Below are 24,903 nucleotides of genomic sequence, written 5' to 3' on the forward strand. Positions count from 1 at the left end.
CGGTTCCCGGGAAGCCCTCCCTCTGTCTCCCGGGAAACCCGGTACGGTACGATGGTCTCATCCAAACCAATACCCCGCTTCCCAAGGAGGAACATGACAGCCATGACCACTCTTACCGTACCCCGAGGCTACTACCGCTTCTGCGGCATCCTGCTGATGCTCGGCGGCCTGATGGGCGCCGCCGGGCAGCTGATGCACGCCCCCGACACACCCGAGTCCGTCGCCGCCATTCCGGAGTTCCTGAACCTGGCCGTCAATATGCATGTGCAGCTGGCCTGGGCCTCCACCCTGATCCTGCTGGGCCTGAGCGGCCTCTATCTCCGCCAGGCCGCCGGCCTGCGCTTCTGGGGCTGGCTCTCCCTGCCGCTGCTGTTCATCGGCCTAATGCTCGAGATCTTCCACGGCCCCGTCCAGATTCTCGGCTATCCGATTATGTACGGGAACATCCAGGACGAAGCCGCACTGAAGATCGTCAACGACGGTATCAGCCATATGGCGATCGACCGGTTCCCGCTGCAGCTGGCCGTGACCGCACCTATCCTGCCGTGCATTCTCCTTGGCTTCCTGCTGCTCGCCTTCTCCACCCTCAAAGCGCGTATTCTCCCCAAAGGGCCGGCCATTTTCAACCTTGTGGTCCTGGTGATCCTGATCCTCGGCATGTTCATCAAGGCCCACTTCTTCGAAGTGTCCTTCTCTTATATCCACCTGGCCATCGTCTACTACGGGTTCACTCTCTTCTCGAGCGTTTCTTCTTCCGCAGCCACGGGTCAACGCGCAGCAGCCCGGACAACCGCATAAGTTTATGCACAAAGACGGACTGCCCTCTTTCCCGGCAGCCCGTCTTCTTCATTTGAGCACATATTCGGCCAGAATGGCCTGCAGCGCATAGATATTGAGGCTCTTGTTAAACTGCTTGCGCACCGGCTCCGCCGTGCCCGACACCCAAATTTTCAGCTCCGCATCCAGGTCGAACGTGCCGGCCGTCTCAATGCTGAACCGCGTGATGCTCCGGTAGGGCACCGACAGGTACTCGATCTTCCGACCGGTCACACCCTGCTTATCCACGAGAATCAGCCGTTTGTTCGTGAAGACAAAGATGTCCCGGATCAGTTTGTAGGCCTTCTCCACCCGTTCCTCCCGTGTCAGCAGCGTTCCGAATTCCTTATGCGCTTCCGCTGCCGGCACCTCGGATGCATTGCCCATCAGCCCGTCGAACAGCCCCATGGTAACCCCCGCCTTTCGATTCTGCCAGTATACGATGAGTATACGATGCAGCGGCAGGATTTAATACGGCCCGCCATGCGGATTTTCGCGTAACATGCCCGGTGCCCATCGATTCAGCTCAGTCGGCCGCCTTCGGAAAGCAAGGGATGACCGCTGGCCTCACCGGCCTGGGATGCCGGTAACCACCGGGCGGCGGGGTAGTTATCGGCTCCTGCCCTTCCCGCGTAGGGAAAGCAGCCGGCCGAGCCCGTAGACGAGCACGAAGTAGACCGGAAATACAATAAGGCCGGCCGCAAACATCAGCAGAGCTGCAGCCGATCTGCCGTCGCCGCCCCAGTCATCGGCCTGGGCCAAACCATAGAACACGAAGACCAGCCAGGCCACCATGACCAGATATCCCAGCCTGTAAGCTATGCCAGCGAACATCCGCAGCCGCCCCTTCATTTGCAATTTACACCAATTTACACCTATTCCAGGATAAACACAAACCGATCTGCACCGCCCCTTACTCCTTGGGCTGCCCCAGTCCCGTTCCCCGGGCCACCAGGATCGCCTGCTACCGGTCGACGACCTGGAGCCGACCTGGCTGCCGACGGCCGTCTGGACCCACATCGCCCTGCTCGCCGCCGTGCTGCTCGTGCTGATGGGACTTCCCGGCCTCTACCTCCAGCATGCAGGACGCCTGCGCTGGTGGGGCTGGATCAGCTTCGTCCTCGTCTTCGCTACGATCCTCTCCGAGACACTGCATTCGGTGCTGCAGATTTTCGACTATCCCGTTCTCTTCAAAGACATTACCGACGAAGCCGCACTGAAGAAGGTCTCCGATCACGTCATGGAAGTTCAGATGACCCAGCCCGGCGGCACCCTCATGCGCAGCACCTTCATGATGTTCCTCGGCGGCTACGTGCTTCTTGGCCTCTCCATGCTGCAGGCCCGCACCCTCTCCCGCTGGCCGGCCCTGATCGCCCTCGCCTCCCCTCTGCTCATGCTGGTCCCGATGGACGGAGTCCCCCATCCGTTCATGGTGATCTTCAATCTCTTCTATCTCCCGTTCCTGTGGTACGGCGCCATTCTTGCCTTCGAGCCGGACTTCTCCCGCACCTCCGGTACGGCTGCCGCCTCTTCCGCACTCCCGAGCTGAGACCCGAACCGGGCCAGACCAACCCAACAGCACAAACAGCCCTGCCTCCTTCGGAACGGATTCCGGAGGAGCAGGGCTGTCATCCTATGCGTCACATGGTACAGAAGCCGGCCGGCTCACTTGAAATACTTGGACTCCAGCTTGCGGCCCATCAGCCACATGAGGGCGAAGACGCCGAGCACCAGAGCAATTTTCCACGGCTGGCTGAGCAGACTGCGGATATCGTGGCCCGCGAAGGACACCAGGAAGATCATCACGCCCTTGCCGAGCGTCGTAGCGACGGCAAACGTGTGAAAAGGAACCCGGGAGAGCCCCGAGACGATATTCACCAAGGAGGAGGGGGTGAAAGGGAAGCAGGCCAGTACGAAGATCGGGGTGAATCCGTGCGTCTCCAGCCAGTGAATCAGCCGCTGGGAACGCGGGTGCTTCCGTTCGATCCAGCCGCGGACCCGCCCGCTGAACCTTCTAACGATTGCAAACACGCTGATCGAGCCAAGCACGACGCCGATCCAAGAGAGCAAAAAGCCTTCGGTGAGACCATAAGCGTTGACGTTCGCGACCAGGATGGCCACCAGCGGCAGCACCGGAATGTAAGACTCCACCATAGGAGCCACGATACCGGGCAGGGGTCCGAGGGCTTCGTACTGCTTCAGCCAGTGTTCCACCTGATGCCAGTTCATGCGGGATAACGTTTCGTTCCAACTCATACGTTCGGATCACCTTCGGGGTTATAGTAATTCCACTATACCCGAGAGGGATGGGCGACCGCAAATCTCTTTTGCAAGGCCGTGCAGGAAGACCCTACAGGAAAGTTCAGGTAACAACCGTCTCCTCCCTGGGAATCCCCGGAGAATCCCGTGTACAATAAGAGCAGATACGGCCGGGGACGCCCGCCCATGCCTGCCTGGGAACGGCAGCCGGCCGCAGGGGCACTGCCTCCCCAAGAGAGGCGCCCCGTCATTCCAAGCCAAAAGGGGACCTGCCCATGACCTCTCCATCACTGCACATCACTCCCGTTCAACCGGGTGACATGCCCTTCTTGTGGGATATGCTCTACGCTATGATTCATATTCCGGAGAATAAGCCTCCGAAGGAAGTGCTGCTCGCCGACCCCGGCATCCGCAGTTGCCTGGACGGCTGGGGCCGCCCGGGAGACAGCGGATGGATCGCGCGCACCGCAGACGGCCAGCCGGCCGGCACCGCGTGGTACCGGCTCTATACCGCAGAGAAGCCCGGCTACGGTTTCGTCGATGAGAGGACGCCGGAGCTCAGTGTCGCAGTCCTTCCCGGCCTTGAAGGCCAGGGGATCGGCACGCAGCTGCTGAGCCACCTGATCGCCGAGGCGGCTGCCGCCGGTTATCCCGCGCTCTCCCTCAGCGTGGATCCGTCGAATGCAGCGCTGCGCTTGTATGAACGGCTCGGCTTCGTTCGCACGGGCGAGTCCGGCACTTCGTGGACCCTGCTGCTCAAGCTGCAGGAGTAGCACACGCGCATCCCCCTAGGAACGCCAAAAAGGCACCCTTACGGGTGCCTCCGGATGCTCCGCCGCCCTTCCCCCTAGCGCAGACGCTGGGTTGTGGTCGTCGTCGTGCTATAGTCCGTATCGTACATATTCGCGTTCAGCGAATTGTTGGAACGGAAGGTGTTGTACACTTCGTTATCCAGATCCGGACGGGAATCCACCAGCACGAGGATGTTCCCCTCATTCACATAGCTGTTGTACGTGTTGGCCTCGTCTTCCGGAATCCCCATTCCGATCAGGCCGCCTACGATCCCGCCGGCACCGGCGCCTACAGCCGCACCCGTCAGCGCAGCTGCGATCGGGCCTGCCGCAATGATCGGACCTACACCCGGAATGGCCAGCGCGCCGATGCCCGCCAGCAGGCCGGCGATCCCGCCGAGCGCACCGCCCGTCGCCGCACCTGTCGCCGCACCTTCAGGCGCCTTGGTCCCCGTCGATTCGGATACCGCGCTGACATCTTCTTTATCTCTGGCGATGACCGAAATGTCATTCGAGCTGTACCCTTGGCGCTTCAACCCCTCAATCGCTGCAATTGCCTCCTGCTCGGAACGAAATACGCCTACCAGTTTCTTTGCACTCATGGTGATTCCCTCCTTGGTATAGCTGACCCGGTGTCCGGGCCGCCTCAACATTTAAGGGCTTGTACACCAGAAGCTCCAGTTCGCCCTGGCTGCTCCGGCGCAAGCGTTGGTTCTTCGTACCACTGCATAACTGTATTAACCCCGCTTCGGCCCGGCGAAACGGACAACCCTGCTTTAAGGCACCCGGAAGCGGATATGCTATAATAAGGAACAGGCCATGTACTGTAACCCCAACCCAACCTACAAGCGGAGGAATCCATGCTGACTTTTGAACAAAAGCTCGCGGTGATCGAGAGCTTCCCTGAACTGAAACGCAAAGACGTCTCGCTCGGACGCATCAACTTCCATTATGACGAGAGCGCCCAGGACAAGAAGGTCGTCGTATACCACCTGCACCCGAACGGCAACGGCTTCGTCTATGCCGGTTCGATCGAAGGCTATGACACGGACGAGCGCGGACTTGTCAATATCCGGGATTTCGAAGAGGAGGCGCTGCGCCGTCTCATCCAGGAGTCCATCCAATCCCTGGCCCCCAAGTCCGCGGCCGAACAAGCGGTGGGCGCAAGCTCCAAGGACGAGCGCTGGATGAATTCCGAGGGCCAGACCCTCTCCCTCATCTATGAGGACGAGCTGTGGTATGTCTACTCCGGGCTGAACCTGGAATCCGCGTACGAGACTTACGAAGAAGCCGTCGAGTATCTCAAGGAAGAAGGCTTCTCCCGCCGGTGACCCCCCTTCCGCCGTCGGCCATATTGCGGATCAGCGGATGGAGCGGAGCCTCCAGACACAAAAAAAGCACGAAGCGGCCGCTTCGTGCTTTTCCAGTATAGGCGGAGTCCATCCGAGGAGGATCCCTGCATGCTCCCTGCCGCCTCAAGAACCGCCCGGCTTACGAATGCTGTATCATGCAGGACCGCCGCCCCTCCACCCCATGGGGAGCGGTCGAAACTTCCCGCATAGTATGATACAATATGTATCAACCGTTTCTTGAATAGTTGACCCGTATTCATTTCGTTCCGGAGGCTTCCGATATGCAGCGAAACCAGTGGGCAATCGCCCGCCGATATTTTCCTTTTGTCCGCCCTCACCTGCCTTTGACCGCCGCCATCGTCGGCATCGGCATTCTGCAGCTGGGCGCCTCTCTCGTCACTCCCTGGATGACCAAAATCATCATCGACCACATCCTCGTCCGGCGCGACGGCACCTGGACTCTCGGACAGGCAATGGCCCTGCTGGGCGGCTCCTTCGCCCTCGGCATCGTCCTGCAGTTCATCAGGGGCTTGTTCACCGCAAGCCTCTGGGTCCGCACGGTCCGCGATCTGCGCAGCCGGCTGTACCGGCACCTGCAGACCCTCTCCGCCCGGCTACTATGACAGCCGCCAAGGCCGGGGCGGTCGCTTCCCGGATCACCTCGGATGTCGAAGGGGCCCAGCGTCTCATCAGCGGAGGCGCGCTGCAGCTCGTCGTCGATGCGCTCATCGTCGTCTTCGCCGGCATCATGGTCCTGTACCTGCATTGGAAGCTGGCGCTGCTCTGCCTCGCCATCCTCCCCCTGTATTACCTGACCTTCCGCAAATTCAACGGCCGGATCCGCGGCGCCTGGCGGGAGGTGCACGCCCGGATGGAGAAGCTCTCCGGGGATGCCGTGGAGCGCCTCTCCGGTGTTCGGATCGTGCAGGCCTTCGGCCGGGAGGAGGCCGAACGGCAGCGGTTCGAAGCCCAGTCCGGCGACCACACCGAGGAAGCGCGGAAGGCGTTCTTCCTTTCGAACGTGTTCGGCCGCATGAATCAGGCCTACAGCGAGGCCGGCAAGTGGCTTATCTGGTTCGCCGGCGCGCTGTTCGTCCTGCAGGGTGAGCTCACGATCGGGGGCCTGGTCGCCTTCCAGGCCTACCTCGGTCAGCTCTATGGACCGATCTACCGGTTCTCCGAGCTCAATGTGACGATCCAGACGGCACTCGCCCACATCGAGCGGATCTTCGAGGTGCTCGATACCGAGCCCGAGATCCGCTCTAAGCCCGACGCCCTGCCGGTGACCTCCTGTCATGGGGACATCCGTTTCGAGAACGTGGCCTTCGGGTACCGCAGCGGCGAGGAGGACGAGCTGCACGAAGTGCTGCACGACATCACCTTCCACGCACGGCCGGGCCAAGTCGTAGCCCTGGTCGGCCCCAGCGGGGCGGGCAAGTCGACGCTGGTCCAGCTGCTGCCCCGCTTCTACGATCCGCTGCGCGGGCGCATCCTGATCGACGGTACCGATCTCCGCGATTACCGGCTCGACGAGATCCGGGGGCAGATGGCCGTCGTGCTGCAGGACAACACCCTGTTCTCCGGAACGGTGTACGAGAACATCGCCTACGGCCGGCCGGAGGCCTCCATGGAGGAGATCCGGGCCGCCGCTGCGGCCGCCAATGCCCACGGCTTCATCTCCGAATGGGAAGCCGGCTACGACACCCTTGTCGGCGAACGGGGCCTGCGCCTCTCCGGCGGTCAGAAGCAGCGGATCGCCATTGCCCGGGCCCTGCTCAAGGATCCGCGGATCCTGATCCTCGACGAAGCAACCTCCGCCCTGGACGCCGAATCGGAGGCCCTGGTCACCGGTGCGCTCGAAGAACTGATGCGCGGCCGCACGACGATCATCATTGCCCACCGGCTCGCCACGGTCGTACGGGCCGACCAGATTCTCGTCATGGACCGCGGCGGCATCGTAGACCGCGGCACGCATCAGGAGCTGCTCCAGCGCTCCGGCTTGTACCGCGAGCTCTACGAGAAGCAGCTGCAGGCCATGAAGGCGGAGGCCTTCAGCGGGCTGCCGGAGGCCTCTCCCGCCTGATAGGCCCATGAACACAGCAAGGCCGTCCCCGCAGCAAGCGGGGACGGCCTATTTTGGTCTCTAGAACTTCCGGCAGGGACAGAGTTCCCGTAACTTCGCAAGCCTCCCCACTCCCCCACAGAGCTCCCGCCGCCGACCCTCAGACTCACCCGGCGGGGATATCCCGACTCCCCTGGGGGCATGCCAAAAAGGCCCTTCGTCAGCCGGGCGTCACCCGGCGGCGCAGAGCCTCTTTGGTTCGGAGCATCCGCCGCATCAGCGTGGGAATCCAGCGCAGGCTCATCACCCACCGGCCCCACAGACGGCATAAGCCCTCGTCGGGACGGTAGAGCGAGCCCCCGCGCCGGATCGCCGTCAGACGCCCCAGCAGGGCTTCGTCCGGTACCGGAGCGTCGAAGCGGACGTTGGCATCGCCGCGGAAGAGCAGCAGACCGGCCTCATTGCGGCCGTAATACCGGTGGCCGATGAGCTCGCCGCCGGCCCCGCGGAACAGCACGATATCCCCGGGGCGGAGATCGCAGGGCCGAACCGGGCTGAACGTGCAGCGGCTGCCTTCGCGGATCAGCGGGAACATGCTGTCCCCCCGCGAGGGCAGCTCGATCTCCCGGCCGGCCGCGGTCAGGCGCCCGAGCATCGAGAGGACGGCCGGATCAGCCCGCCGCACGTTCGATCAGCCCCGCACCGAGCAGGCCTTCCACGAAGCGCTCGACATCACCGCGCACGTCGGCTCCGCCGGCATCGTATTCCGCTTCGATGCGTTCCACCACCGTCTCGAGCGGCAGCCCTTCCCCGATCAGGGTCCAGATCCGGCCGCCCATCGGGTTCAGCTTCGTCACGCGGAGCGAGGAGCTGTCCATAATCAGGAACTCGCCGTCCATCTCCATTCCCTCGAGGTGAGGGGCACATTTATACGTACTCTGCAGCAGGCTGCTCATGGGAAATCTCCTTCCAGAACTTGTCGTTTTTCTGAAAATACAGCTCGTAGAACGGCACCTTCTCCACGAAAGTCCGGCACATGGAGATGACCTTCGCCGTCTCCTGCGGATCGTAATGCCAGTAGAAGATCGTCCGCATGAGGTACATCAGCGCCTGGGAGGAGCGGATCCCTTCACGTTTGATCTCGAGCGACTGGCGAAGCAGGTGATACCCCTTCAGCTCACAGTTCAGGGTGCGCTCTTCCGCATTCCACACGGAATCGCTGCGGAACGGGGAGTTGTATACCCGGACCCCGTCCGGTGCGACGCGGATCAAGGCCGCTTCGTCGGACAGTACGGGCCGGGGGCGGGACAGCAGGGCGGCAGTGGATTTGCCGGCGCCCGACTGTCCGGCGAAGAGATAAGCGGAAGAACCCTGCGCAATACAGGAGGAATGCGTCATGAGTCCCCATCCGCGGTGAGCGATGAAGCCGCTGTACAGCAGCATCAATGCATGGTTCAGGGCAAAATCGTCATGTACTGCGACCTGGGCGCGGCGGAAATCGCGGCTTACCGTCAGAAGGTAATCCCCGCGGTCGTAGCGTATGGTTTCGTCATCCTGCGTAATCTCCACATCATAGCTTTGGAACGGCTGCCCGTAAGGAGCGCTTACCGTAATATGCAGGTCGGGCTGCTCCGTCACAGGGGATTCCGGGGGAATGACGGAGGCGGAGAATTTGGGTACCGCCCAGTCCAGCAGACTGCCGGCGGGAAGTTCCATGATGAGCCGGTGTTCGGCAATCTCAAAATAGAGGGTCTGCATCAGCATAAGGCCTCCTCCTTCTTATGGGCTTCGCCGTTTGAGCAGGGAGCTCACACGGTATTTGTACAGGTGCAGCATCCCTTGGAACCGCCCGGTTCCCTGGTAGGCCGCATGCTGTACGGGGGTGGCGGAACGGGGTGGAAAGAAGACATGGCGCAGGTGAGCCGCCCGCTGCCGGTTCGTATCCATATACAGCAGCGGGAAGAGCAGCAGATAGGCATAGTAGCCTGCATTCTGCCGCTTGAGCATGTAATCCCGCACCAGGCGGTCGCTCCAGAATACCGCAGGCGCCCGGCCGGGCAGCGGATACTTCCTGGCCAGATCCGGATAGAGACGGTACACGATGGACAGCGCGGTCATCAGCCGTGCCCGTGTCCCTTCGCGGGAAGCCGTATGCCACAGCTCCTCCCAGCGGAGACTCTCTCCGTGGTACACCAGCAGGTGAGCCATATCGATAATATGCTTATAGGTTAATTTGTCCTTGAGGCCGTGAAGGCAGAGGGTGTAGAAGGTCTCCTGCAGGGGAAGCTCCCGTACGAAGGTACAGCCTTCGGCCGGTTCGGAGCGATCCCATAAGCGGGAGATATCGATCTCGGCCGTGGTTTCGAAGCCGATGCTGTGATGCAGCTCCACTCCCAGCTTCCGGCCTCCAAGACTTTTATAGTAGGAAATATGGTGAATCTCCAGCTCATCCTTCTCCAGGAAGCCCGCGGCATTCGCCAGGGCAACCGCCCGGTCCATATCCCCGGGAGGTACAAGGAGGTCAATGTCGCTCGTCTGCCGGGCGGCGGCATGGCCGAAGAACCGCTCGGCGAGCCGGACGCCCTTCAGCGCGATCACGCGGATGCCGGCTTCCTCGAAGCGGGCCAGCAGCCCGTTCAGCTCCCTGCGGATCAGCAGGCTGTGGTACAAGACCCGGTCGGCCTTGTCCTTCAGCGCCGCCTGGGAGGAAGCCGGCAGCAGGGACCACTTCCCGCTGCGCTTCAGCTCATGATAGATGTAGGCGGACAAGGAAAAAAAGGCGGCATCCTCCAGCAGCGCCTGCTGCGCGGCTTCCTCTGCCGGCCAGTGGAGACCATCCGTATATAAAGAACGAAGAAACTCGGTTATCATCGGCAGCCCCCTTCCGGAACGCCAGTCCGGCCCCGAGGCCGGACCGTTGTTCTGGCAAGCGTAAGCATGTGTGAGCGGCGGAAGAATCCCCGCCTTCGTGATGTCTTAGTCGCAGTGAGGATTCTTGTCGCCCGCAGGGCCGTCGCAAACGTGCGAAGGAACTGTTTCGAACGTGATGTCCTGCTGCTCCATGATTTGTGGGGCTGTGTACGGCTGCTTGTTCATAGAATCACCTCATTTGGTAGATATGTTGGAGCCGAGCTCCTACTTCAACACTATAGGATACATTTTGTATCATGTAAAGTCTTAAAAAATTGGACCAACCGACACGGACAGATAATTTGATACATCACGTATCACGATTTCTGTCGAATTTCCCTATCATTCCCTGCGGCAGTAGATAGCGTGTCTGCCGCGATCTTCACAAAAAAACTTCCATGCATCCGCATGGAAGTTCATTCTTGCTGCCGTCGCCCTGCACCCTTGCGCCATTCCTCCAGCCGGGCGGCGACCATCTCCAGGTCTTCGGCGAGCAGCCGCCGAAGCACCGGCCTTCGTCGGACCGCAAGCGGATGGTAGCCGCACGCCGTAGGAATGCCCTGCACCGTATGCCACCGGCCCCGCAGCGCTTTCACTTCGGCTTCCGGATCGCCGAACCACCCCTGCACGGCCACATTGCCCAGAGCCAGGAGCAGCTGCGGCTTCTTCTCCCCAAGCTGCAGCTCCAGGTGCGGCCGGCAGGCATTGCGGGCCGCCTCCTTGTCATAGGCCCGCACGGGACGGCACTTCAGCAGGTAGCTGATATAGAACTCTTCGCGCCCGACCCCTGCGGCTGCGAGCCCCTCCTGGAGCGTCTCCCGTGTGCCGCAGAGGAACGCCTCCCCTTCCCGCGTCTCCCTGGCGCCCGGATTATCGAGCAGAATGAAGAGTGGGGCCTGCGGATTGCCCTCGCCCCAGATGACTCGCTTACGTTGCCGTGCCAGGGAACAGCACTCGCATCCCTTTGCCTCTTCGGGCGCTTCCTCTTCCGGCACAATGTGCGGCGTCCATAGACTCAGGGACCTCACTCCCCTTTCTTCTATATAAATAGGTGTCGGGCTTACCCCCCGGCAGAGACCACCTGGTTGCGTCCGTTCAGCTTCGCTTCATACAGGGCGCGGTCGCCCTGTTCGATCAGCTCTCTGCCCGCAGACAGGGGGTTGGCAATCGCTGACGCAGTGCCGACGCTGACCGTAACGACCGGCTGCGCCTGCGACTTCACATGCGGAATGCCGAGATCCCGCACCGTCCCGCAGATCAGGGCTCCGAAGCGCCGGGCTTCGTCCGGCCCCGCGCCCGGCAGCAGGCAGACGAATTCCTCGCCCCCATAGCGGGCGGCAAGATAACCGCGCGGCTCGGCCAGCGACTCCAGCGTATGCGCGACCTGCTTGAGGCAGGCATCCCCGCTCTGGTGGCCGTACGTATCGTTATACGCTTTGAACGAGTCGATATCGAGCAGAAGCACGGACAGAGGCAGTGAACTCTCGGCCGCGGTCCGCCATTCCCTCTCGTATGCCTCGTCGAACGAGCGCCGGTTCGCAATGCCGGTGAGGCCGTCGAGGGCAGAGAGCTTTCTGAGCCGCTCGTTGGCTTCGACCAGCTGCTCGCGGACCCGCTTGCGTTCCGTATTGTCCCGGAAGACCGTCATCACTGCGCCCTTGCCCTTATAAGCAATCCAGGCGGAGGAGGCCTCCACCTCCAGCTCCCGGCCATCGAGCCGCAGATACGTTTTCTCCCTGGGGGGAACCGCCGTCCGCTCCTCATAGATGCGCCGGATCTGCTCACGGGCGGCCTCATGGGCATAGGCTGGCACGAGATCGAGCACGTTCCGTCCGATGAGCTGCTCCCTCTGCCTGCCGCCTAGCAGCTCCACGGCCTTGTGATTGACGAGCACGATCCGGTTCTCGGCGTAGACGAGAATTCCGTCCGGCAGCATCTCGATCAGCCTCCGGTACCGCTCCTCACTCTCCTGCAGCTCCTCCTCCACCGCAGCTCTCTGTGAGATGTCGCTGATGACGGCGACCACCTCCACAACCTCTCCTCTGCTGGCAACCGGGTTCAGCGAGGCCAGGAATGTACCGCCCCCTATCTTGAACTCGAACTGGAGGCGTTCCCCCTGCCAAGCCTGCTCATACTTCTGCAGGAAGAGGCTGAGCTGGGCGGTGGAGACCAAAGTCTCCGGGGAGCTGCCCACAATGTCCTCCCGCTCCAGTCCGAGCCGGCTGAGCAGCATCCCTTCCGCCATAGTATAGACGAAACGGGCTTCCACCTTCTTGAACTTGAGCACCAGGCCTTCCTGGTGATGGAGCGTATCGGCCAACTCCTGCTTCAGGAGCAGAATCTCCTCCTCGCTCCGTTTGCGCTGCGTAATGTCGCGGATGATCGAGGAGTAATACGCCACCCCGCCGGTCTGCCATGAATTCAGCGAGAGCTCGATCGGGAATACCGTTCCGTCCCTGCGGAGCCCTTCGAGTTCTACGGCCCGGCCGATCACCCGGCCCTCCCCCGTACGAAGATGCCGCTCCATTCCCCGGCGGTGCGCTTCGCGGTAAGGCTCCGGAATGATGATGTGGAGCGGACTTCCGACCGCCTCCTCCTGCGAATAGCCGAACAGGTTCTCCGCCCCCTTGCTCCACAGAACAATGTTCGATTCGCTGTCTGCAAGCACGATGCCGTCATGCCCGGACTGCGTGATCGAGTGGAACATGCCCTCGGCATCCTTGAGCGCCAGCATCAGGCTGAGCACGGGAATCAGCTTCTCCGCCGTACGGACTTCCTTATCCGTAAAATGCCCTCCGTGCCCCGATCCCAAGTTGATAATCGCCACCGTGCGTCCCTTATAGATCAGGGGGATATGCAGGGAAGAGAGAACGCCCTGCCGGTAGAGCGCTTCATCGATCTCCCCGCGGGGGCGACGCTGCCGCCAATCGGAGTACAAGGCAATCCTGCCTTCCCGGATGCGCTTCATGGCGCCGAGTCCGGAGAGAGGATAGGTGAGGCCGTTCGCGGCAAAAATCCCGTTGCGGATCAAATACGCCCCCTTGCAGTGGTGCTCCCCCACCAGAATGACCCCCCCGGTTTCACTGGCAAAGAGCTTCGACAGCTCCCGGAGCGTAATTTCGTAGATGTCCGACGTACTGTCCGAAGCATTGAACTTGCCGATGAGCTCCGAGATAAAGGCATTGAGCCGCCGCTCCTGCTCAAGCGAGTTCATATGACGTAAGAACGAGGCGACAAACAGTACGGCAGCAGCGAGCATACCGATATACATCGGCAGAATCCGCCATGCCTGCGTCCCGAATATGATGTTCAGAACAAGGATCTTCACAACCGAGACCAGCACCAGCTTGGCGGCCCAGCCCTTCCAGTAAGAGACGATATGCTCGGCAATCCATCCCGTTCCGAGGGCCGCTGCCGCAATCCCCGCCGCAGACGTCAAAAAGACCGTGTCGCAGCTTCCCTGCAGCACAAGGCGGCCTCCGATCATAACGGCGCCGGCCGTAAGCGTAGAGGGAAGGCCCCCGACATGGGCGGCCATCATCAAGGCGATCATTCGATGATCAATGAGGGCGCTGCCGCCCAGCACACTTCCGCTGATCCTGACGCCGAAGAGCATGAGAAGGACGCCCCAGCCCCCCCGTGCAGCGCCCCCGCCGCCATCTTGCCGCGGAGCGTCCACGGCCATGCGGACAGCCTGTCATGGAACAACAGCCGGAATATGAATAAAAAAGCCAAAAGAATTGCCACATTCATGAACAAATCCGGGATCACTTCCGCACATCCTTCCCGCAGCCGGCGTACCATTTGCTATACTGCCTCTATATCGGTATGATTGGTCCCATTTGTTATTTTTGGCGGAATCCTGCCTAGTATGCGGCCGCCGGGCCATTCTCATACTTCGCGCCCGCTATGCGGCTTAGGACTTTTCCTGCGGAAACGGCAAAAAGGAGGGGACCCCGGCCCCCTCCTTGATCTGCTTTCTTCTCCTCCGGCTTGAAGCGGCTCCATCAAACTCTTCTATGCTCGCCGCCTCTATCCCGCTGCTTCTATCTTCTCTCTTCTATCATACTATGCTTATCGCTCTGTCCTATTGCATGCTCTTCACGAGCATGAACGGCAGAGCTCCGATAGCTACGATACCGAAGCCGATGCCTTTGCCTACCGATGCGATGCCTTGTACTACCGACACGAAATTCACCATGTTCTTGATGTCCCCTTTGCTCTTCGTTGTTGTGGGTGAATGCAGCCCGGCTGCCATAATCCGCGGAACGGATCACAGGCCCGTGACTTTGCGCCCCTGACTTTCATCAAGTTAGCCCTGACGTGTGTCTCCTTGCTGTTAGCTGCTGCTTGTTGGACCGCACCCCAAAGCATGCGTCCTATTCGGTCTCTGCCGGATACGGCCTACTGAAGACTCTTCAGCAGCAGAAACGGAAGGGCTCCGATCGCAATGATCCCAAATCCGATCCCCTTGCCCACCGACGTCATTCCCTCTGCTACCGACACGAAATTCACCATAATCTTGATGTCCCCTTTGCTCTTTGTTGTTGTGGGTGAATGCAGCCCGGCTGCCATGATCTTATGTATGGGTTTAAGACTTTTGGCCCATGACTTTGCGTCCTTGATTTTCATCAAGTTTGCCATTCTCGCGTTTGTTTCCTTCTGTGAAACTAATATTATGAACTTTTCGTGAAATTGTCAATATAGAATATTTGTTATTTCGACACAATTCGACTAGTCTTGTCGAACTATATGAAGCCAGCCTCCACTTCCGCATTGAGGCGGCGTGGAGGCTGGCTTGGTGAAGGCTGTGCCCGTTGAGGTGCAGGCCCTGGCTGTTAATTGATTCCCACGGCTGTATATGCCGCTTTGACCGATGCCGCCTCTGCAGAGGTGGAACCATACAGATCGGTTGCGGCTTGAATGGCCGCTTGTCTCATATTCCGGAAGTTGGAAGAAGGCGTCAGGTATACGGTAAGGGCACGATAGTAGATCTTGCCGGTCTTCTCCCGTCCGATGCCCTGCACGCTTACGCCGTAATGCGTTCCGCCCTGGGCCAGCAGGTAAGCGGCTTTGTTGTTGATGCCGCTGTTGGTGTGCACTCCGCCGTTGTCCGCTGTACCGGTGTAACGCTTGCTGTAATGATCGGGATCTCCGTATGCGGCCGGGTTGGAGAGCGACCGTAGCGCGTCACCGGAAGTACCCGGTGTATAGACATCCTCGCCGAGCAGCCAGTCTCCGCTGTCGAGCATGGCCCCGAAGATATCGGAGATCGACTCATTCAGTGCCCCCGACTCATTCTGATAGATCAGACCTGCCGAGTATTCGGTCACAGCGTGGGTGAGCTCATGAGCCACTACATCCAGGCTGCCGGAGAGCGCCTTGAAAGTAACCCCGTCGCCGTCACCGTATACCATCTGGTAGCCGTTCCAAAAAGCATTATTATACCTGTAGGAGTAATGAACCGTCGAATCGATGGCGGCTCCTGCATTGTCGTAAGAGCTGCGGCCGTGTACATTCTTGTAATAATCGTAAGTGGCTGCGGCATGAGCATGGGCATCAACGGCTGCACCGTCCGTCCAGTAGTTGTCCGTGTCGCGCACGATCGAACCCGGAAGGCTCGTACGGTTGCCCGCCGTATACGTGTTGATCTTGCGCGCACCGTCCACCAGCGTATACCCGGTCGATGACGCTGTGGATTGGAACGCCTTCGTGTCCCCGTTGACACCCGTACCCGCAGCCGATACTTCGTCAAGCTTGTTCCACTTCGCTAGAATCTTGCCGCTGACCGCATCGATCACATACTGCCAGCGGCCCGGCTTCGGCTCCAGGAAGTTCAGCTCCAGGATATACGCCAGCGAAGCGTCCTCCCCCTGCACATAGATTTGCAGCTCGGCCTGCGGCGGAATTTCGAACTTGGTCAGCGGACCGACCGCTTCGCCCGCATCCTGCTTGGCTTTCTCTACAGCCTGCTGGGCCGAGAGCTGCGGCTTCTGCTTCAGCTTCGCCTTCTTGTCGAGATCCGGGACGAACTGCCCCAGGTACGAAGCATTGCCTCCATTATCCTCCAGGTGAACCGTCTGCTGCGCACCGAAGACTTTCAACCCTTTATATTTTTGTGCCAATCTTACATGATATGTACCTTTCTCCGGATCGGCAATTTCTTCGAGGATTTCAAAATTCTCTTTCGGATCCCCGTTCACGGCAAACAGCGATTTTTGAGAGTCCAGATAATTCCACACTTTCTCAGCTTTGCCGAGGCCTTGAGGTGCCTGCCAGCGGCCGGAGATGAACTCGGGAGTGTTGTACTCTTTCGAATATTGGACCTCTGCATTCGGGGAGGCAGCCGAGGCTGCGGAAATTACAGTGGTCGATAATGAAGCAATTAGTACAGCAGAAGTAAGCTTTCTTTTCACACAATTCACTCCTAATATTTGGAATATATTGCCTTCCCAATGTAATAGATTGGACATAAGAGTAGAATAGAGCGAAAGCACTGAATATTAAGAAAATTTTAGATTAATAAATGGTTAAAAAGAGGTAGCATCGCCCTATTGACCAAAGGTTGAATTTAGGACGGCCAGGCCCCTTTCATTTTTATGTCAACTATCCTAACCTTCCTCTTCTATGTTTACCGGCTCGACCCCTGAGCACCTCTATCTCTTAACGGATTCAGATGGAATGGGGGACTTTGAGGCTGCTGCTTTCCTCTCAAGAGTGTTAGGACTCCAAGGAAACAGCTCCTTGATTTTGTATTCCTATCGTTTTTATTGGTTATATTATGTAATCAGCGCTGAAAATGTCCCTCTGTCGGAAGATGACAGAAAACTGGATGGAATTGGCCATGTGATGGCGAAATATGGCCGGCCGCCGGGAAGCCGGCAGCGTCAATTCTTACCGGGCGTACTCTCTTAGGAAATCTCATGGTTGCAATAGGCAGGATTGAGCGGCCAACTTAGGAAGAAAGCGTTTACTTGTCAAGGCGTCAAAGCGTGAGGAAGTCGAAGAATGGGTCAGAAAATACGGGGTAACCAAAGAAAATCCAACCAAAAGCCTATTTCATCAAATATTCTGAATATTTACAAAAATTAAATATTAACGTATGATGAACTCAAGTCTTAACCGTGATGTACAAAGACGGAGAAGACTTCACCAAATCTCCGCCATCCGTACAGAAAGCGGATAAGACTTTCCACGGTACCGAACCAGATCCAGACGGAGCGCGTCTCAGATACGGCTCCCCAAGGAAAGGGGATAGTCCATTGGAGTAGCGAAAGCGATGCATGCCTATGTTTCTTCTATCTCCCGGGAAAGGAGTTACGATCGTACAAGCTTAAGGGGCATGCGGGAACTCGGCGTCATGACGGACCGGCAGCAAGCAAGGTGCAGGAGCCGGCAAGATCCGGCAGTATCCAAAAAAATCTGAATGCAACGCAAGTTGTTTGAATGGAGAGTAAAGGAACAATTGAATAGTGCTCTAATGAAACCGTAGGGGTTCTGGTTATGATCTCATAAGCAGAACCCCTACTTTTCGTGCGCTCCAAGTCTGGAACCGCCGGCTCATGTGCACCCTGCGGCTCTTCGGGCGGGTCCGTCCGGCTTCTATCTGCCTGAAGACTTCATCACCGACGCGTGCGCCCATTCTTTGGGCAGGAGGTACTTATAGGGCCCCTGCAGGAACCGGTCGTCGATCAAGGTCAGCGAACCGCGGTCCGACTCGGTGCGGATCAGCCTCCCCCCGGCCTGCAGCACCTTGTTCATACCGGGAATCACGTACGCATAATCGAACCCCCGGCGCCCTTCCCCGCTCCGATCGAAGTGCTCCTGAATGAGACTGCGCTCGAAGGAAACCTGGGGCAGCCCTACGCCCACGATCACAACACTGGTCAGCCGGTCTCCGCGCAGATCGATGCCTTCGGAGAAGATTCCGCCGAGCACGGCCAGCCCAATCACCCCGCCGCTCTCGGAGAAGGCGTCAAGGAACGTTTCCCGGTCTTCTTCCGTCATGCCCGGGAGCTGAATCCTCAGCCTTGCGGCCAGCTCCCCCTCTCCTGCCCCAAGTTCCTCGCCGATCAGCTTCATATATTCGTATGACGGGAAGAAGACGAGATGATTTCCGGGCTTCTGCTCGGCAAGCCGGCGGATCAGCTCCACAATTCCGTTCTTCGTCCGTTCGCGGTCCCGGTACCGGGTGGACCAGGGATAGATCGTGATCTCCCACTGCCCCGGGGAGAAGGGGGAAGGGATGGAGATCGCATAATCGTCCGCCTGCCCCCCAAGCATCTCCATATAGTAGGAGAATGGCGCCAAGGTGGCCGAGAAATAAGTCCGCGACCGGTAGCCTTTGGCCATCCCCTGCAGCAGGGACGAGGGATCGATGCAGAAGAGCTTCAGCCGCACATCCCTGCGGTCCCATTCCCCGTAGGTGACATGACGCTTGGGATCGTAGAGACCTGCAATGCGCAGGAAGCTGTGAGCGGCAAAATACGTATCGAGGAGGAGCTGCTGCCCTTCCGCTTCCGCCCCTGCCGAAGGCTGTCCAAGCTCCTCTTCCGCTTCGCTTCCGAACTGCTCCAGCAGCTGGAGCAGTTCCTCCGGCAGACCGGGCAGAACCGAACAGTTCACGCCCTCATGCCCCTTGCGGTAGGCCGTGAACCAGGCATTCACGGACTTGGCGGCCTCCGACACGGCCGGCCGGACCTCCTTATAGGCCCTCTGTACGGCCAGGAAGGCGGACTTCGCCAGTTCAGCGGAGAACATCTCCCGTGCCCGGTCCACCAGGTTATGGGCCTCGTCGATCAGGAGCGCGGTACGCCGCCGCCCTTCCTCATAGGTCCGCTTCAGCGAGACACGGGGATCGAATATATAGTTATAATCGCAGATCACACAATCTGCCGCATAGGCCGCATCCAGGGAAAACTCAAACGGGCACACCCGGTGCTTCTCGGCATACCGGGCGATCACCTCCCTGGACATCCGGGTCTCATGGGAGAGCAGGTCGAGCACCGCTCCGTTGATCCGGTCATAGTAACCGTCCGCATACTCGCAGGCCTCCCGCGTACAGCGGACCTCTTCCTTGAAGCAGACCTTCTCCTTGGCGGTAATGGTTACGCTCTTGAGCTGCAGGCCGTGCCCTTCCATCAGGGCCAGCGCTTCTTCGGCCACCGTCCGGGTGATCGTCTTGGCCGTAAGGTAGAACATCCGGGAGAGCAGCCCCTCGCCCATGGCCTTCACCGCGGGGAAGAGAGTAGAGATCGTCTTCCCGGTTCCCGTCGGCGCACGGACGAACAGCTGCTTCTCCCCTTCGATCGCCTTGTAGACGGCGCCGGCGAAGTTCCGCTGCCCTTCCCGGTAGGAAGGGAAGGGGAAGGAGAGGGCCCGGATGCTCGCCGTCCGGGCCTCTTCGTGCTGCAGCTGCATGGAGGCGTAAGGCGCATAGCGGGCTATCGTCTCTTCCATGAAGGCTTGGAGCTCCGCTGCGGCAGCCTCCCTCGTGAATAGGATCCGCTCCCCGCTGTCCACCTGGATGTAGGTCAGCCGGATGCCCATACGCTCCAGACCGTGCAACCGGGCATACATATACGCATAGCACTGCGCTTGCGCCCAGTGGACAGGGTACGTGTCCTCGCGGATATCCGCCAGCCGGCCCGAAGTCGATTTGATCTCATCGACCGTCATGCCGCCGCCCTCCTTTAAGAGCCCGTCACAGCGCCCCTCGATGACGTAGCGGACGCCCCCATGCTCCAGGGACAGCGCCAGATGCACTTCCTTTTGGTCCTCTTCGCCATAGCCGCTCTGCACCTGCTTGTGCGCCTTCGTTCCCTCCGTCAGCGAAGCCGCCGTCCGGAAGCCGGATTCGATGCTGCCGCTCCGGTAGGCATACTCGACCAGCGTCCTGACAGACAGATTCACCTCACCCGGCATCCCTCCCGCTCCCTTCTCTTCGAATCTTCCGAACATTCGTTCCTTATTGGCAGTATACCATGTTCTGCAAGGCAGGGCCAAGGGATGGGAACTGCTGAACGGAGCCCGTGATTCCATCGCGGGTCGCGGCAAGACGCAGAATTTATTGCAGCTTCTGTCACCAACAAAAAAGGGAGCGGGCTTACGCCCCCTCCCTCCCCCTTCAGATGTATCCGGCCCATTCCACGTGGACGTGGTCTTCCCCCTCGTCCTCTGCAGCCCCCGGGATCTCCTCTTCCATTCCTTCCAGCTCAACGGTGTATTCCCGCTCTTCCCTGCTTCCATCCAGGCTCACGAAGCACACCTCCTCTCGGTGGTCTCTCCTTATTAGTGTCCCATATGACAAAAAATGTATCCTGCCCATTTGACCAAATCCTGTTTGGGGAGTACACTATTCATTAGCCGGCTAACCTTTTTTTCTAGAAATATCCCATGCGGTATGCGGTTCCGGCAGAAAGAGGTTATTCCATGAACGTGTACGAATCGGACTCCATTCCCTTTCTTCTCTCCCGGGTCATGCGGATTCACCGCAACCGGGTGCACGGCTTGATCCAGGATTATGAGGTCCATCCGGGGCAGCCTCCGCTGCTGCACCATCTCGCCGAACAGGACGGCCAGCGGCAGAGCGAGCTTGCCGATAAGCTGCGCGTCAAACCCGCTACACTGACGGTAATGATCAACCGGATGGCGAAAATGGGACTCCTCGAGCGCCGCCCGGATCCGCAGGATCAGCGCATCTCCCGCGTCTACTTGACGGATAAAGGGCGCCTTGCCCATGAAGCCGTCCGGGAGGCGCTGCGTGAGATGGAGCAGGTGACGATGGCCCGGATCTCCCCGGAGGAGAAGCTGCTGCTCCGCCGTCTGCTGCTGCAGATGTACGAGAACCTGCAGGAGCCGAATCCCGATTAATTGATTAGCCGGCTAAACAATTCCGGCCATATAGCCACAGCCTTATTTTATAGATAGAGAGGTGATCTTCCTATGAGAACCCTGGCGGCATACCTGCGCCCTTACTGGAAAGCCGTACTGCTCGCTCCCCTGCTTATGCTTCTGGAGGTCTATATGGATCTTCTGCAGCCCAAGCTGATGGCGAGCATCGTCAATGACGGCGTCATGAAAGGAGATCTGGCCCATGTGCGCAGCACCGGCCTGCTTATGCTGGGCTACGCGCTGATCGGTCTCATCGGCGGGATCGGATGTACCGTCTTCTCCAGCTCCGCCGCCCAGAACTTCGGTACCGATCTGCGGGAAGCGCTGTTCCGCAAAGTGCAGACGTTCTCCTACAAGAATCTGGACCGCTTCAAGGAGGGCTCGCTCGTCACGCGGCTGACCGGGGATATCGTCCAGGTGCAGAACCTGGTGCAGATGACCCTGCGTATCCTGGTCCGTGCGCCGTTCCTTGCTCTCGGAAGCGTCATCATGGCGCTGACGATTTCGCCGAAACTCGCTCTGATCCTGGCCGTGGCCATTCCGCTGCTCTTCCTGGTTCTCTTCCTGCTCATCCGTTTTTCGTTCCCCCTGTTCTCCCAGGTACAGCAGAAGCTTGACGGGCTGAATACGGTGCTGCAGGAGAATTTCTCGGGCATCCGGGTCGTCAAGGCTTTCGTCCGCGGTCCCTTCGAAGAAGCCCGGTTCGGACGTGCCAACGAGGACTATACGGCGGTCGCCCTGAAGGCCGCCCGTGCCGTGGCCATCAACATGCCCGTCATGACGCTCATCATGAACGTCTCGATCGTCGCCGTCCTCTGGTTCGGCGGGGCGCAGACCTGGAACGGAGAGCTGCCCGTAGGCGACCTGGTCGCCTTCATCAACTACGTGACGCAGGTTCTCTTCTCCCTGCTTATGGTCGGCATGATGATGGTCTTCATCTCCCGTGCCAAGGCGTCCGCCGACCGCATCAATGAAGTGATGACGACGGAGGCGGATATCCAAAGCCCTGCGCAAGCCCTGAAGGATACCGTGCAGGCCGGACGCGTCGAATTCCGGAACGTGGCCTTCTCCTATGAAGGCGAGGATCGCAAGGAGCTCGTGCTGAAGCACCTCTCCTTCACCGCCGAAGCCGGGCAGACGCTGGCGATCCTCGGGCCCACGGGCTCCGGGAAGAGCTCGCTCGTCAGCCTGATCCCGAGGCTCTATGACCCGGTGGAGGGCAGTGTGCTGATCGACGGCACGGATGTGCGGGAGATGGATCTGCACCACCTGCGCGGGCGTATCGGCATGGTGCTGCAGCAGGCCATTCTGTTCAGCGGAACGATCCGCGACAACATCCGGTTCGGCCGGCCCGAGGCGTCCCAGGAGGAAGTCGAAGCGGCCGCCCGGGCGGCGGAAGCGCATGAGTTCATCATGAGCTTCCCGGACGGCTATGACACGGTGCTCGGCCAGCGGGGGATCAACCTCTCGGGGGGGCAGAAGCAGCGGATCTCCATTGCCCGCGCCCTGCTCCTCCGTCCGGCGATCCTGATCCTCGACGACAGCACGAGCGCCGTCGACCTTGGGACCGAATCGCGGATTCAGCGGGCGCTCAAGGAGCTCATGGCCGAGACCACCTGCATCCTGATCGCCCAGCGGATCTCCTCGGTCCTCGACGCAGACCGCATCCTGGTGCTGGAAGACGGCGAGATCGCGGCGGAAGGCACCCATGCGGAGCTTATGGAAAGCAGCCGCGTGTATCAGGATATTTACCGCTCGCAGCTTGGAAAGGAGGAAGTCAGCTATGGCCGATAACAGACAAGACAGACCCCCGGGGCCTCCGGGGGGCCCTCCTATGGGCATGGGCGGTCCGATGGGGGGAGGCCCGATGGGCGGTCCCGGACGCGGCACCATGCCCAAGGTCCGGGCCAAGCATACGGGAGCGACGCTGCGCCGGATGTGGCGCTATCTCAGCCGGCAGCGTACGGGACTGATCCTCGTCTTCCTGTTCACCCTGCTGAGTGCGGGGCTCGCCCTGCTCGGTCCTTATCTCATCGGCCGGGCCATCGACGAGTATATCCTGCCCCGCGACTATGCCGGGCTCCTCAGGCTGTGCCTTCTGCTGCTCGGGGTATACCTGATCAGCGGAGCAATGAACTGGATCCAGACCTACATCATGTCCGGGGTGACCCAGGCTACCGTACGGGAGCTGCGCACCGACGTGTTCGCCCGGCTTCAGCTGCTTCCCCTCCGATTCTTCGACAGCAAGACGCACGGGGAGCTCATGAGCCGGACCACCAACGATATCGAGAACGTGTCGACCTCCTTCAATCAAAGTGTCACCCAGCTCATCACCAGCGTCGTGACCATCATCGGCTCGCTGGCCATGATGCTCGCCCTGAACGTCTGGCTGACGCTCGTCTCGCTTGTCACGATCCCGCTGGTCATGCTGGTGACCGGTGCGATCTCGAAGCGTACCCGGGGCCACTTCAAGGAGCAGCAGCAGCGGCTCGGCGAGCTCAACGGCTTCATTGAAGAGACGGTATCCGGCCAGAAGGTCGTCACCGTCTACAACCGGGAAGCCAGAGCTGCGGAAGAGTTCCGGGGCATCAATAACCGGCTTCGGGACGCCTCGATCCGTGCCCAGCTGCTCTCCGGCATGATGGGGCCGGTGATGAACGTGATCAACAACTTCGGCTTTGCCCTGGTTGCCGCCGTGGGCGGCTGGATGGTGCTGGGGGACTTCACGACGATCGGGATCGTCGTCGCCTTCCTGAACTACTCGAAGCAGTTCGGCCGTCCGGTCAACGAGCTGGCCAATCAGTACAACCTCATCCAGGCGGGCGTGGCCGGGGCTGAACGGGCCTTCGAGCTTCTCGATGCCGAGGACGAATACGGCATGGGGCACGGCAGCCCTTCAGCCCTTCAGGAGCAGACGCTCACTGGCGAGGTGGTCTTCAAGGACGTGTCCTTCGGCTACAAGGAAGGGGAACCGATCCTGAAGCACATCACCTTCACGGCAAAGCCCGGCGAGACGATCGCGCTGGTCGGACCTACCGGTGCGGGCAAAACGACGATCGTCAATCTCCTGACACGCTTCTATGAGATCTCCGGCGGCTCCATCACGATCGACGGCCGCCCGCTGCAGGAGTTCGACAAGAACATCCTGCGCAGCCAGCTCGGTATCGTGCTGCAGGACGCGTACGTGTTCTCCGACACGATCCGCGAGAATATCCGCTACGGCCGGCTTGGCGCCACGGATGCCGAAGTCGAAGAAGCCGCGAAGCTGGCCGGGGCCGACAGCTTCATCCGCAAGCTGCCCCAGGGCTACGACAGCGTGCTGTCGGCCGAAGGCTCGAACCTAAGCCACGGTCAGCGGCAGCTGCTCACCATCGCCCGGGCGATTCTCGCCGACCCGGCGATCCTGGTGCTCGACGAAGCGACGAGCTCGATCGACACCCGCACTGAGATGCAGATTCAGGAAGCGATGAATGTGCTGATGCAGGGGCGCACTTCGTTCGTCATCGCCCACCGCCTGAGCACCATCCGCAGTGCCGACCAGATTCTGGTGCTGCACGGCGGAGAGATTATCGAGCGGGGCACTCATGAGCAGCTGCTCGAGGCGCGCGGATTCTATCATGGATTGTATACCAGCCAGTTTCAGCGGGTGGGATAACAGAGGCAAGGAGCTGCTCTTCGGCAGCTCCTTTTTGCCGTGTACATGAAAGTCCCCCTGCACATCACGGACTGAAAATGGACCATTTTACCTCCTTTTTGGCCGGAACCAGGAAACCTTAGCAGCGCTTGTTTCGTCTGTTATATATATCCTTTTTTTAGTCGG

At 59.9% G+C, this 24,903-nt stretch carries 22 protein-coding genes and 2 riboswitches; of the genes, 9 read left to right on the plus strand and 13 right to left on the minus strand.

The features are described from left to right. Positions 1–102 precede the first annotated feature (102 nt). Positions 103–798 carry a hypothetical protein gene (locus tag PM3016_RS35790; RefSeq protein WP_014372679.1) on the plus strand — a complete coding sequence of 232 codons (696 nt, stop codon included), beginning with the start codon at positions 103–105 and terminating at the stop codon, positions 796–798. A 48-nt stretch (positions 799–846) separates the two neighbouring features. Here PM3016_RS35790 and PM3016_RS35795 read toward each other — a convergent pair whose 3' ends face one another. Beyond that, complete coding sequence (locus PM3016_RS35795) at positions 847–1,224, minus strand: PH domain-containing protein (protein ID WP_013921414.1); 378 nt, start codon at positions 1,222–1,224, stop codon at positions 847–849. Positions 1,225–1,425: 201 nt separating this feature from the next. Further along, on the minus strand, positions 1,426–1,650 hold the full coding sequence (locus tag PM3016_RS35800; RefSeq protein WP_014372680.1) for a hypothetical protein: 225 nt from the start codon (positions 1,648–1,650) through the stop codon (positions 1,426–1,428). A gap of 217 nt (positions 1,651–1,867) precedes the next feature. Here PM3016_RS35800 and PM3016_RS35805 point away from each other — a divergent pair, with 217 nt between their 5' ends. After that, positions 1,868–2,365, plus strand: a complete 498-nt coding sequence (locus tag PM3016_RS35805) for a hypothetical protein (protein WP_014372681.1) — start codon at positions 1,868–1,870, stop codon at positions 2,363–2,365. Between the two features lie 116 nt (positions 2,366–2,481). Here the strand turns inward: PM3016_RS35805 and PM3016_RS35810 are convergent, their stop codons facing one another. After that, complete coding sequence (locus PM3016_RS35810) at positions 2,482–3,072, minus strand: TVP38/TMEM64 family protein (protein WP_013921417.1); 591 nt, start codon at positions 3,070–3,072, stop codon at positions 2,482–2,484. Positions 3,073–3,350: 278 nt separating this feature from the next. Here PM3016_RS35810 and PM3016_RS35815 point away from each other — a divergent pair, with 278 nt between their 5' ends. After that, positions 3,351–3,848 carry a GNAT family N-acetyltransferase gene (locus PM3016_RS35815; RefSeq protein ID WP_014372682.1) on the plus strand — a complete coding sequence of 166 codons (498 nt, stop codon included), beginning with the start codon at positions 3,351–3,353 and terminating at the stop codon, positions 3,846–3,848. Between the two features lie 74 nt (positions 3,849–3,922). Here PM3016_RS35815 and PM3016_RS35820 read toward each other — a convergent pair whose 3' ends face one another. Next, entirely contained in the window at positions 3,923–4,468 is a 546-nt protein-coding gene (locus PM3016_RS35820) for a general stress protein (protein WP_013921419.1), read from the minus strand. Positions 4,469–4,726: 258 nt separating this feature from the next. On the opposite strand from PM3016_RS35820, the gene PM3016_RS35825 reads away from it, so the two are divergent. The 3 genes from PM3016_RS35825 (at position 4,727) to PM3016_RS35830 (ending at position 7,301) form a co-directional block, all read left to right on the plus strand. Continuing rightward, positions 4,727–5,197, plus strand: coding sequence for a hypothetical protein (locus PM3016_RS35825; RefSeq protein ID WP_013921420.1), 471 nt, complete (start codon positions 4,727–4,729; stop codon positions 5,195–5,197). 302 nt (positions 5,198–5,499) lie between these two features. Beyond that, positions 5,500–5,841: a hypothetical protein gene (locus tag PM3016_RS40620; RefSeq protein ID WP_238540399.1), complete on the plus strand. Its 342-nt coding sequence runs from the start codon at positions 5,500–5,502 to the stop codon at positions 5,839–5,841. Next, positions 5,838–7,301, plus strand: coding sequence for an ABC transporter ATP-binding protein (locus PM3016_RS35830; protein ID WP_238540400.1), 1,464 nt, complete (start codon positions 5,838–5,840; stop codon positions 7,299–7,301). The genes PM3016_RS40620 and PM3016_RS35830 overlap by 4 nt, the downstream gene beginning before the upstream one ends. Before the next feature lie 199 nt (positions 7,302–7,500). Here the strand turns inward: PM3016_RS35830 and PM3016_RS35835 are convergent, their stop codons facing one another. From PM3016_RS35835 to PM3016_RS41030, 9 genes are all read right to left on the minus strand, one after another. Beyond that, on the minus strand, positions 7,501–7,965 hold the full coding sequence (locus PM3016_RS35835; RefSeq protein ID WP_013921423.1) for a S24/S26 family peptidase: 465 nt from the start codon (positions 7,963–7,965) through the stop codon (positions 7,501–7,503). After that, positions 7,952–8,236: a PqqD family protein gene (locus tag PM3016_RS35840; RefSeq protein WP_014372684.1), complete on the minus strand. Its 285-nt coding sequence runs from the start codon at positions 8,234–8,236 to the stop codon at positions 7,952–7,954. The genes PM3016_RS35835 and PM3016_RS35840 overlap by 14 nt, the downstream gene beginning before the upstream one ends. Next, entirely contained in the window at positions 8,208–9,044 is an 837-nt protein-coding gene (locus PM3016_RS35845) for a hypothetical protein (RefSeq protein WP_013921425.1), read from the minus strand. Before PM3016_RS35845 ends, PM3016_RS35840 begins: the two co-directional genes overlap by 29 nt. A gap of 15 nt (positions 9,045–9,059) precedes the next feature. Continuing rightward, entirely contained in the window at positions 9,060–10,151 is a 1,092-nt protein-coding gene (locus tag PM3016_RS35850; RefSeq protein WP_013921426.1) for a nucleotidyltransferase family protein, read from the minus strand. Positions 10,152–10,606: 455 nt separating this feature from the next. Further along, positions 10,607–11,185, minus strand: a complete 579-nt coding sequence (locus PM3016_RS35855) for a uracil-DNA glycosylase (protein ID WP_014653104.1) — start codon at positions 11,183–11,185, stop codon at positions 10,607–10,609. Between the two features lie 65 nt (positions 11,186–11,250). Then, positions 11,251–13,875: a sensor domain-containing diguanylate cyclase gene (locus tag PM3016_RS35860; RefSeq protein ID WP_238540401.1), complete on the minus strand. Its 2,625-nt coding sequence runs from the start codon at positions 13,873–13,875 to the stop codon at positions 11,251–11,253. A 553-nt stretch (positions 13,876–14,428) separates the two neighbouring features. Continuing rightward, positions 14,429–14,518, minus strand: a riboswitch (cyclic di-GMP riboswitch). A gap of 227 nt (positions 14,519–14,745) precedes the next feature. Next, positions 14,746–14,842: riboswitch (cyclic di-GMP riboswitch) on the minus strand. A gap of 186 nt (positions 14,843–15,028) precedes the next feature. Then, positions 15,029–16,606 carry a M4 family metallopeptidase gene (locus tag PM3016_RS35870; protein ID WP_014372686.1) on the minus strand — a complete coding sequence of 526 codons (1,578 nt, stop codon included), beginning with the start codon at positions 16,604–16,606 and terminating at the stop codon, positions 15,029–15,031. 1,186 nt (positions 16,607–17,792) lie between these two features. Further along, a complete protein-coding gene (locus tag PM3016_RS35875; RefSeq protein WP_014372687.1) occupies positions 17,793–20,114 on the minus strand; it encodes a helicase C-terminal domain-containing protein in 2,322 nt (773 codons plus the stop codon). A gap of 202 nt (positions 20,115–20,316) precedes the next feature. Continuing rightward, positions 20,317–20,448, minus strand: a complete 132-nt coding sequence (locus PM3016_RS41030) for a hypothetical protein (RefSeq protein ID WP_014653110.1) — start codon at positions 20,446–20,448, stop codon at positions 20,317–20,319. A gap of 173 nt (positions 20,449–20,621) precedes the next feature. Between PM3016_RS41030 and PM3016_RS35880 the strand changes: the two genes are divergently transcribed. The 3 genes from PM3016_RS35880 to PM3016_RS35890 all read left to right on the plus strand — a co-directional run bounded on the left by PM3016_RS35880 (position 20,622) and on the right by PM3016_RS35890 (position 24,738). Then, complete coding sequence (locus PM3016_RS35880) at positions 20,622–21,062, plus strand: MarR family winged helix-turn-helix transcriptional regulator (protein ID WP_014372689.1); 441 nt, start codon at positions 20,622–20,624, stop codon at positions 21,060–21,062. A gap of 72 nt (positions 21,063–21,134) precedes the next feature. Beyond that, a complete protein-coding gene (locus PM3016_RS35885) occupies positions 21,135–22,877 on the plus strand; it encodes an ABC transporter ATP-binding protein (protein ID WP_014372690.1) in 1,743 nt (580 codons plus the stop codon). Positions 22,878–22,917: 40 nt separating this feature from the next. After that, positions 22,918–24,738, plus strand: coding sequence for an ABC transporter ATP-binding protein (locus tag PM3016_RS35890; protein ID WP_081484356.1), 1,821 nt, complete (start codon positions 22,918–22,920; stop codon positions 24,736–24,738). Positions 24,739–24,903: the final 165 nt, after the last annotated feature.

It is taken from the genome of Paenibacillus mucilaginosus 3016, from assembly GCF_000250655.1.
GTDB lineage: Bacteria > Bacillota > Bacilli > Paenibacillales > NBRC-103111 > Paenibacillus_G > Paenibacillus_G mucilaginosus.

Excerpts from the sequence above, each read along its gene's own strand:
- PM3016_RS35795 (WP_013921414.1), bottom strand. The coding sequence starts at position 1,224 with ATGGGGCTGTTCGACGGGCTGATGGGCAATGCATCCGAGGTGCCGGCA.
- PM3016_RS35845 (WP_013921425.1), bottom strand. The coding sequence starts at position 9,044 with ATGCTGATGCAGACCCTCTATTTTGAGATTGCCGAACACCGGCTCATC.
- PM3016_RS35890 (WP_081484356.1), top strand. The coding sequence starts at position 22,918 with ATGGGCATGGGCGGTCCGATGGGGGGAGGCCCGATGGGCGGTCCCGGA.
- PM3016_RS35820 (WP_013921419.1), bottom strand. The coding sequence starts at position 4,468 with ATGAGTGCAAAGAAACTGGTAGGCGTATTTCGTTCCGAGCAGGAGGCA.
- PM3016_RS35885 (WP_014372690.1), top strand. The coding sequence starts at position 21,135 with ATGAGAACCCTGGCGGCATACCTGCGCCCTTACTGGAAAGCCGTACTG.
- PM3016_RS35790 (WP_014372679.1), top strand. The coding sequence starts at position 103 with ATGACCACTCTTACCGTACCCCGAGGCTACTACCGCTTCTGCGGCATC.
- PM3016_RS35810 (WP_013921417.1), bottom strand. The coding sequence starts at position 3,072 with ATGAGTTGGAACGAAACGTTATCCCGCATGAACTGGCATCAGGTGGAA.
- PM3016_RS35840 (WP_014372684.1), bottom strand. The coding sequence starts at position 8,236 with ATGAGCAGCCTGCTGCAGAGTACGTATAAATGTGCCCCTCACCTCGAG.
- PM3016_RS40620 (WP_238540399.1), top strand. The coding sequence starts at position 5,500 with ATGCAGCGAAACCAGTGGGCAATCGCCCGCCGATATTTTCCTTTTGTC.
- PM3016_RS35860 (WP_238540401.1), bottom strand. The coding sequence starts at position 13,875 with ATGGCCGTGGACGCTCCGCGGCAAGATGGCGGCGGGGGCGCTGCACGG.
- PM3016_RS35825 (WP_013921420.1), top strand. The coding sequence starts at position 4,727 with ATGCTGACTTTTGAACAAAAGCTCGCGGTGATCGAGAGCTTCCCTGAA.
- PM3016_RS35815 (WP_014372682.1), top strand. The coding sequence starts at position 3,351 with ATGACCTCTCCATCACTGCACATCACTCCCGTTCAACCGGGTGACATG.
- PM3016_RS35830 (WP_238540400.1), top strand. The coding sequence starts at position 5,838 with ATGACAGCCGCCAAGGCCGGGGCGGTCGCTTCCCGGATCACCTCGGAT.
- PM3016_RS35805 (WP_014372681.1), top strand. The coding sequence starts at position 1,868 with ATGGGACTTCCCGGCCTCTACCTCCAGCATGCAGGACGCCTGCGCTGG.
- PM3016_RS35880 (WP_014372689.1), top strand. The coding sequence starts at position 20,622 with ATGAACGTGTACGAATCGGACTCCATTCCCTTTCTTCTCTCCCGGGTC.
- PM3016_RS35875 (WP_014372687.1), bottom strand. The coding sequence starts at position 20,114 with ATGCCGGGTGAGGTGAATCTGTCTGTCAGGACGCTGGTCGAGTATGCC.
- PM3016_RS35800 (WP_014372680.1), bottom strand. The coding sequence starts at position 1,650 with ATGTTCGCTGGCATAGCTTACAGGCTGGGATATCTGGTCATGGTGGCC.
- PM3016_RS35850 (WP_013921426.1), bottom strand. The coding sequence starts at position 10,151 with ATGATAACCGAGTTTCTTCGTTCTTTATATACGGATGGTCTCCACTGG.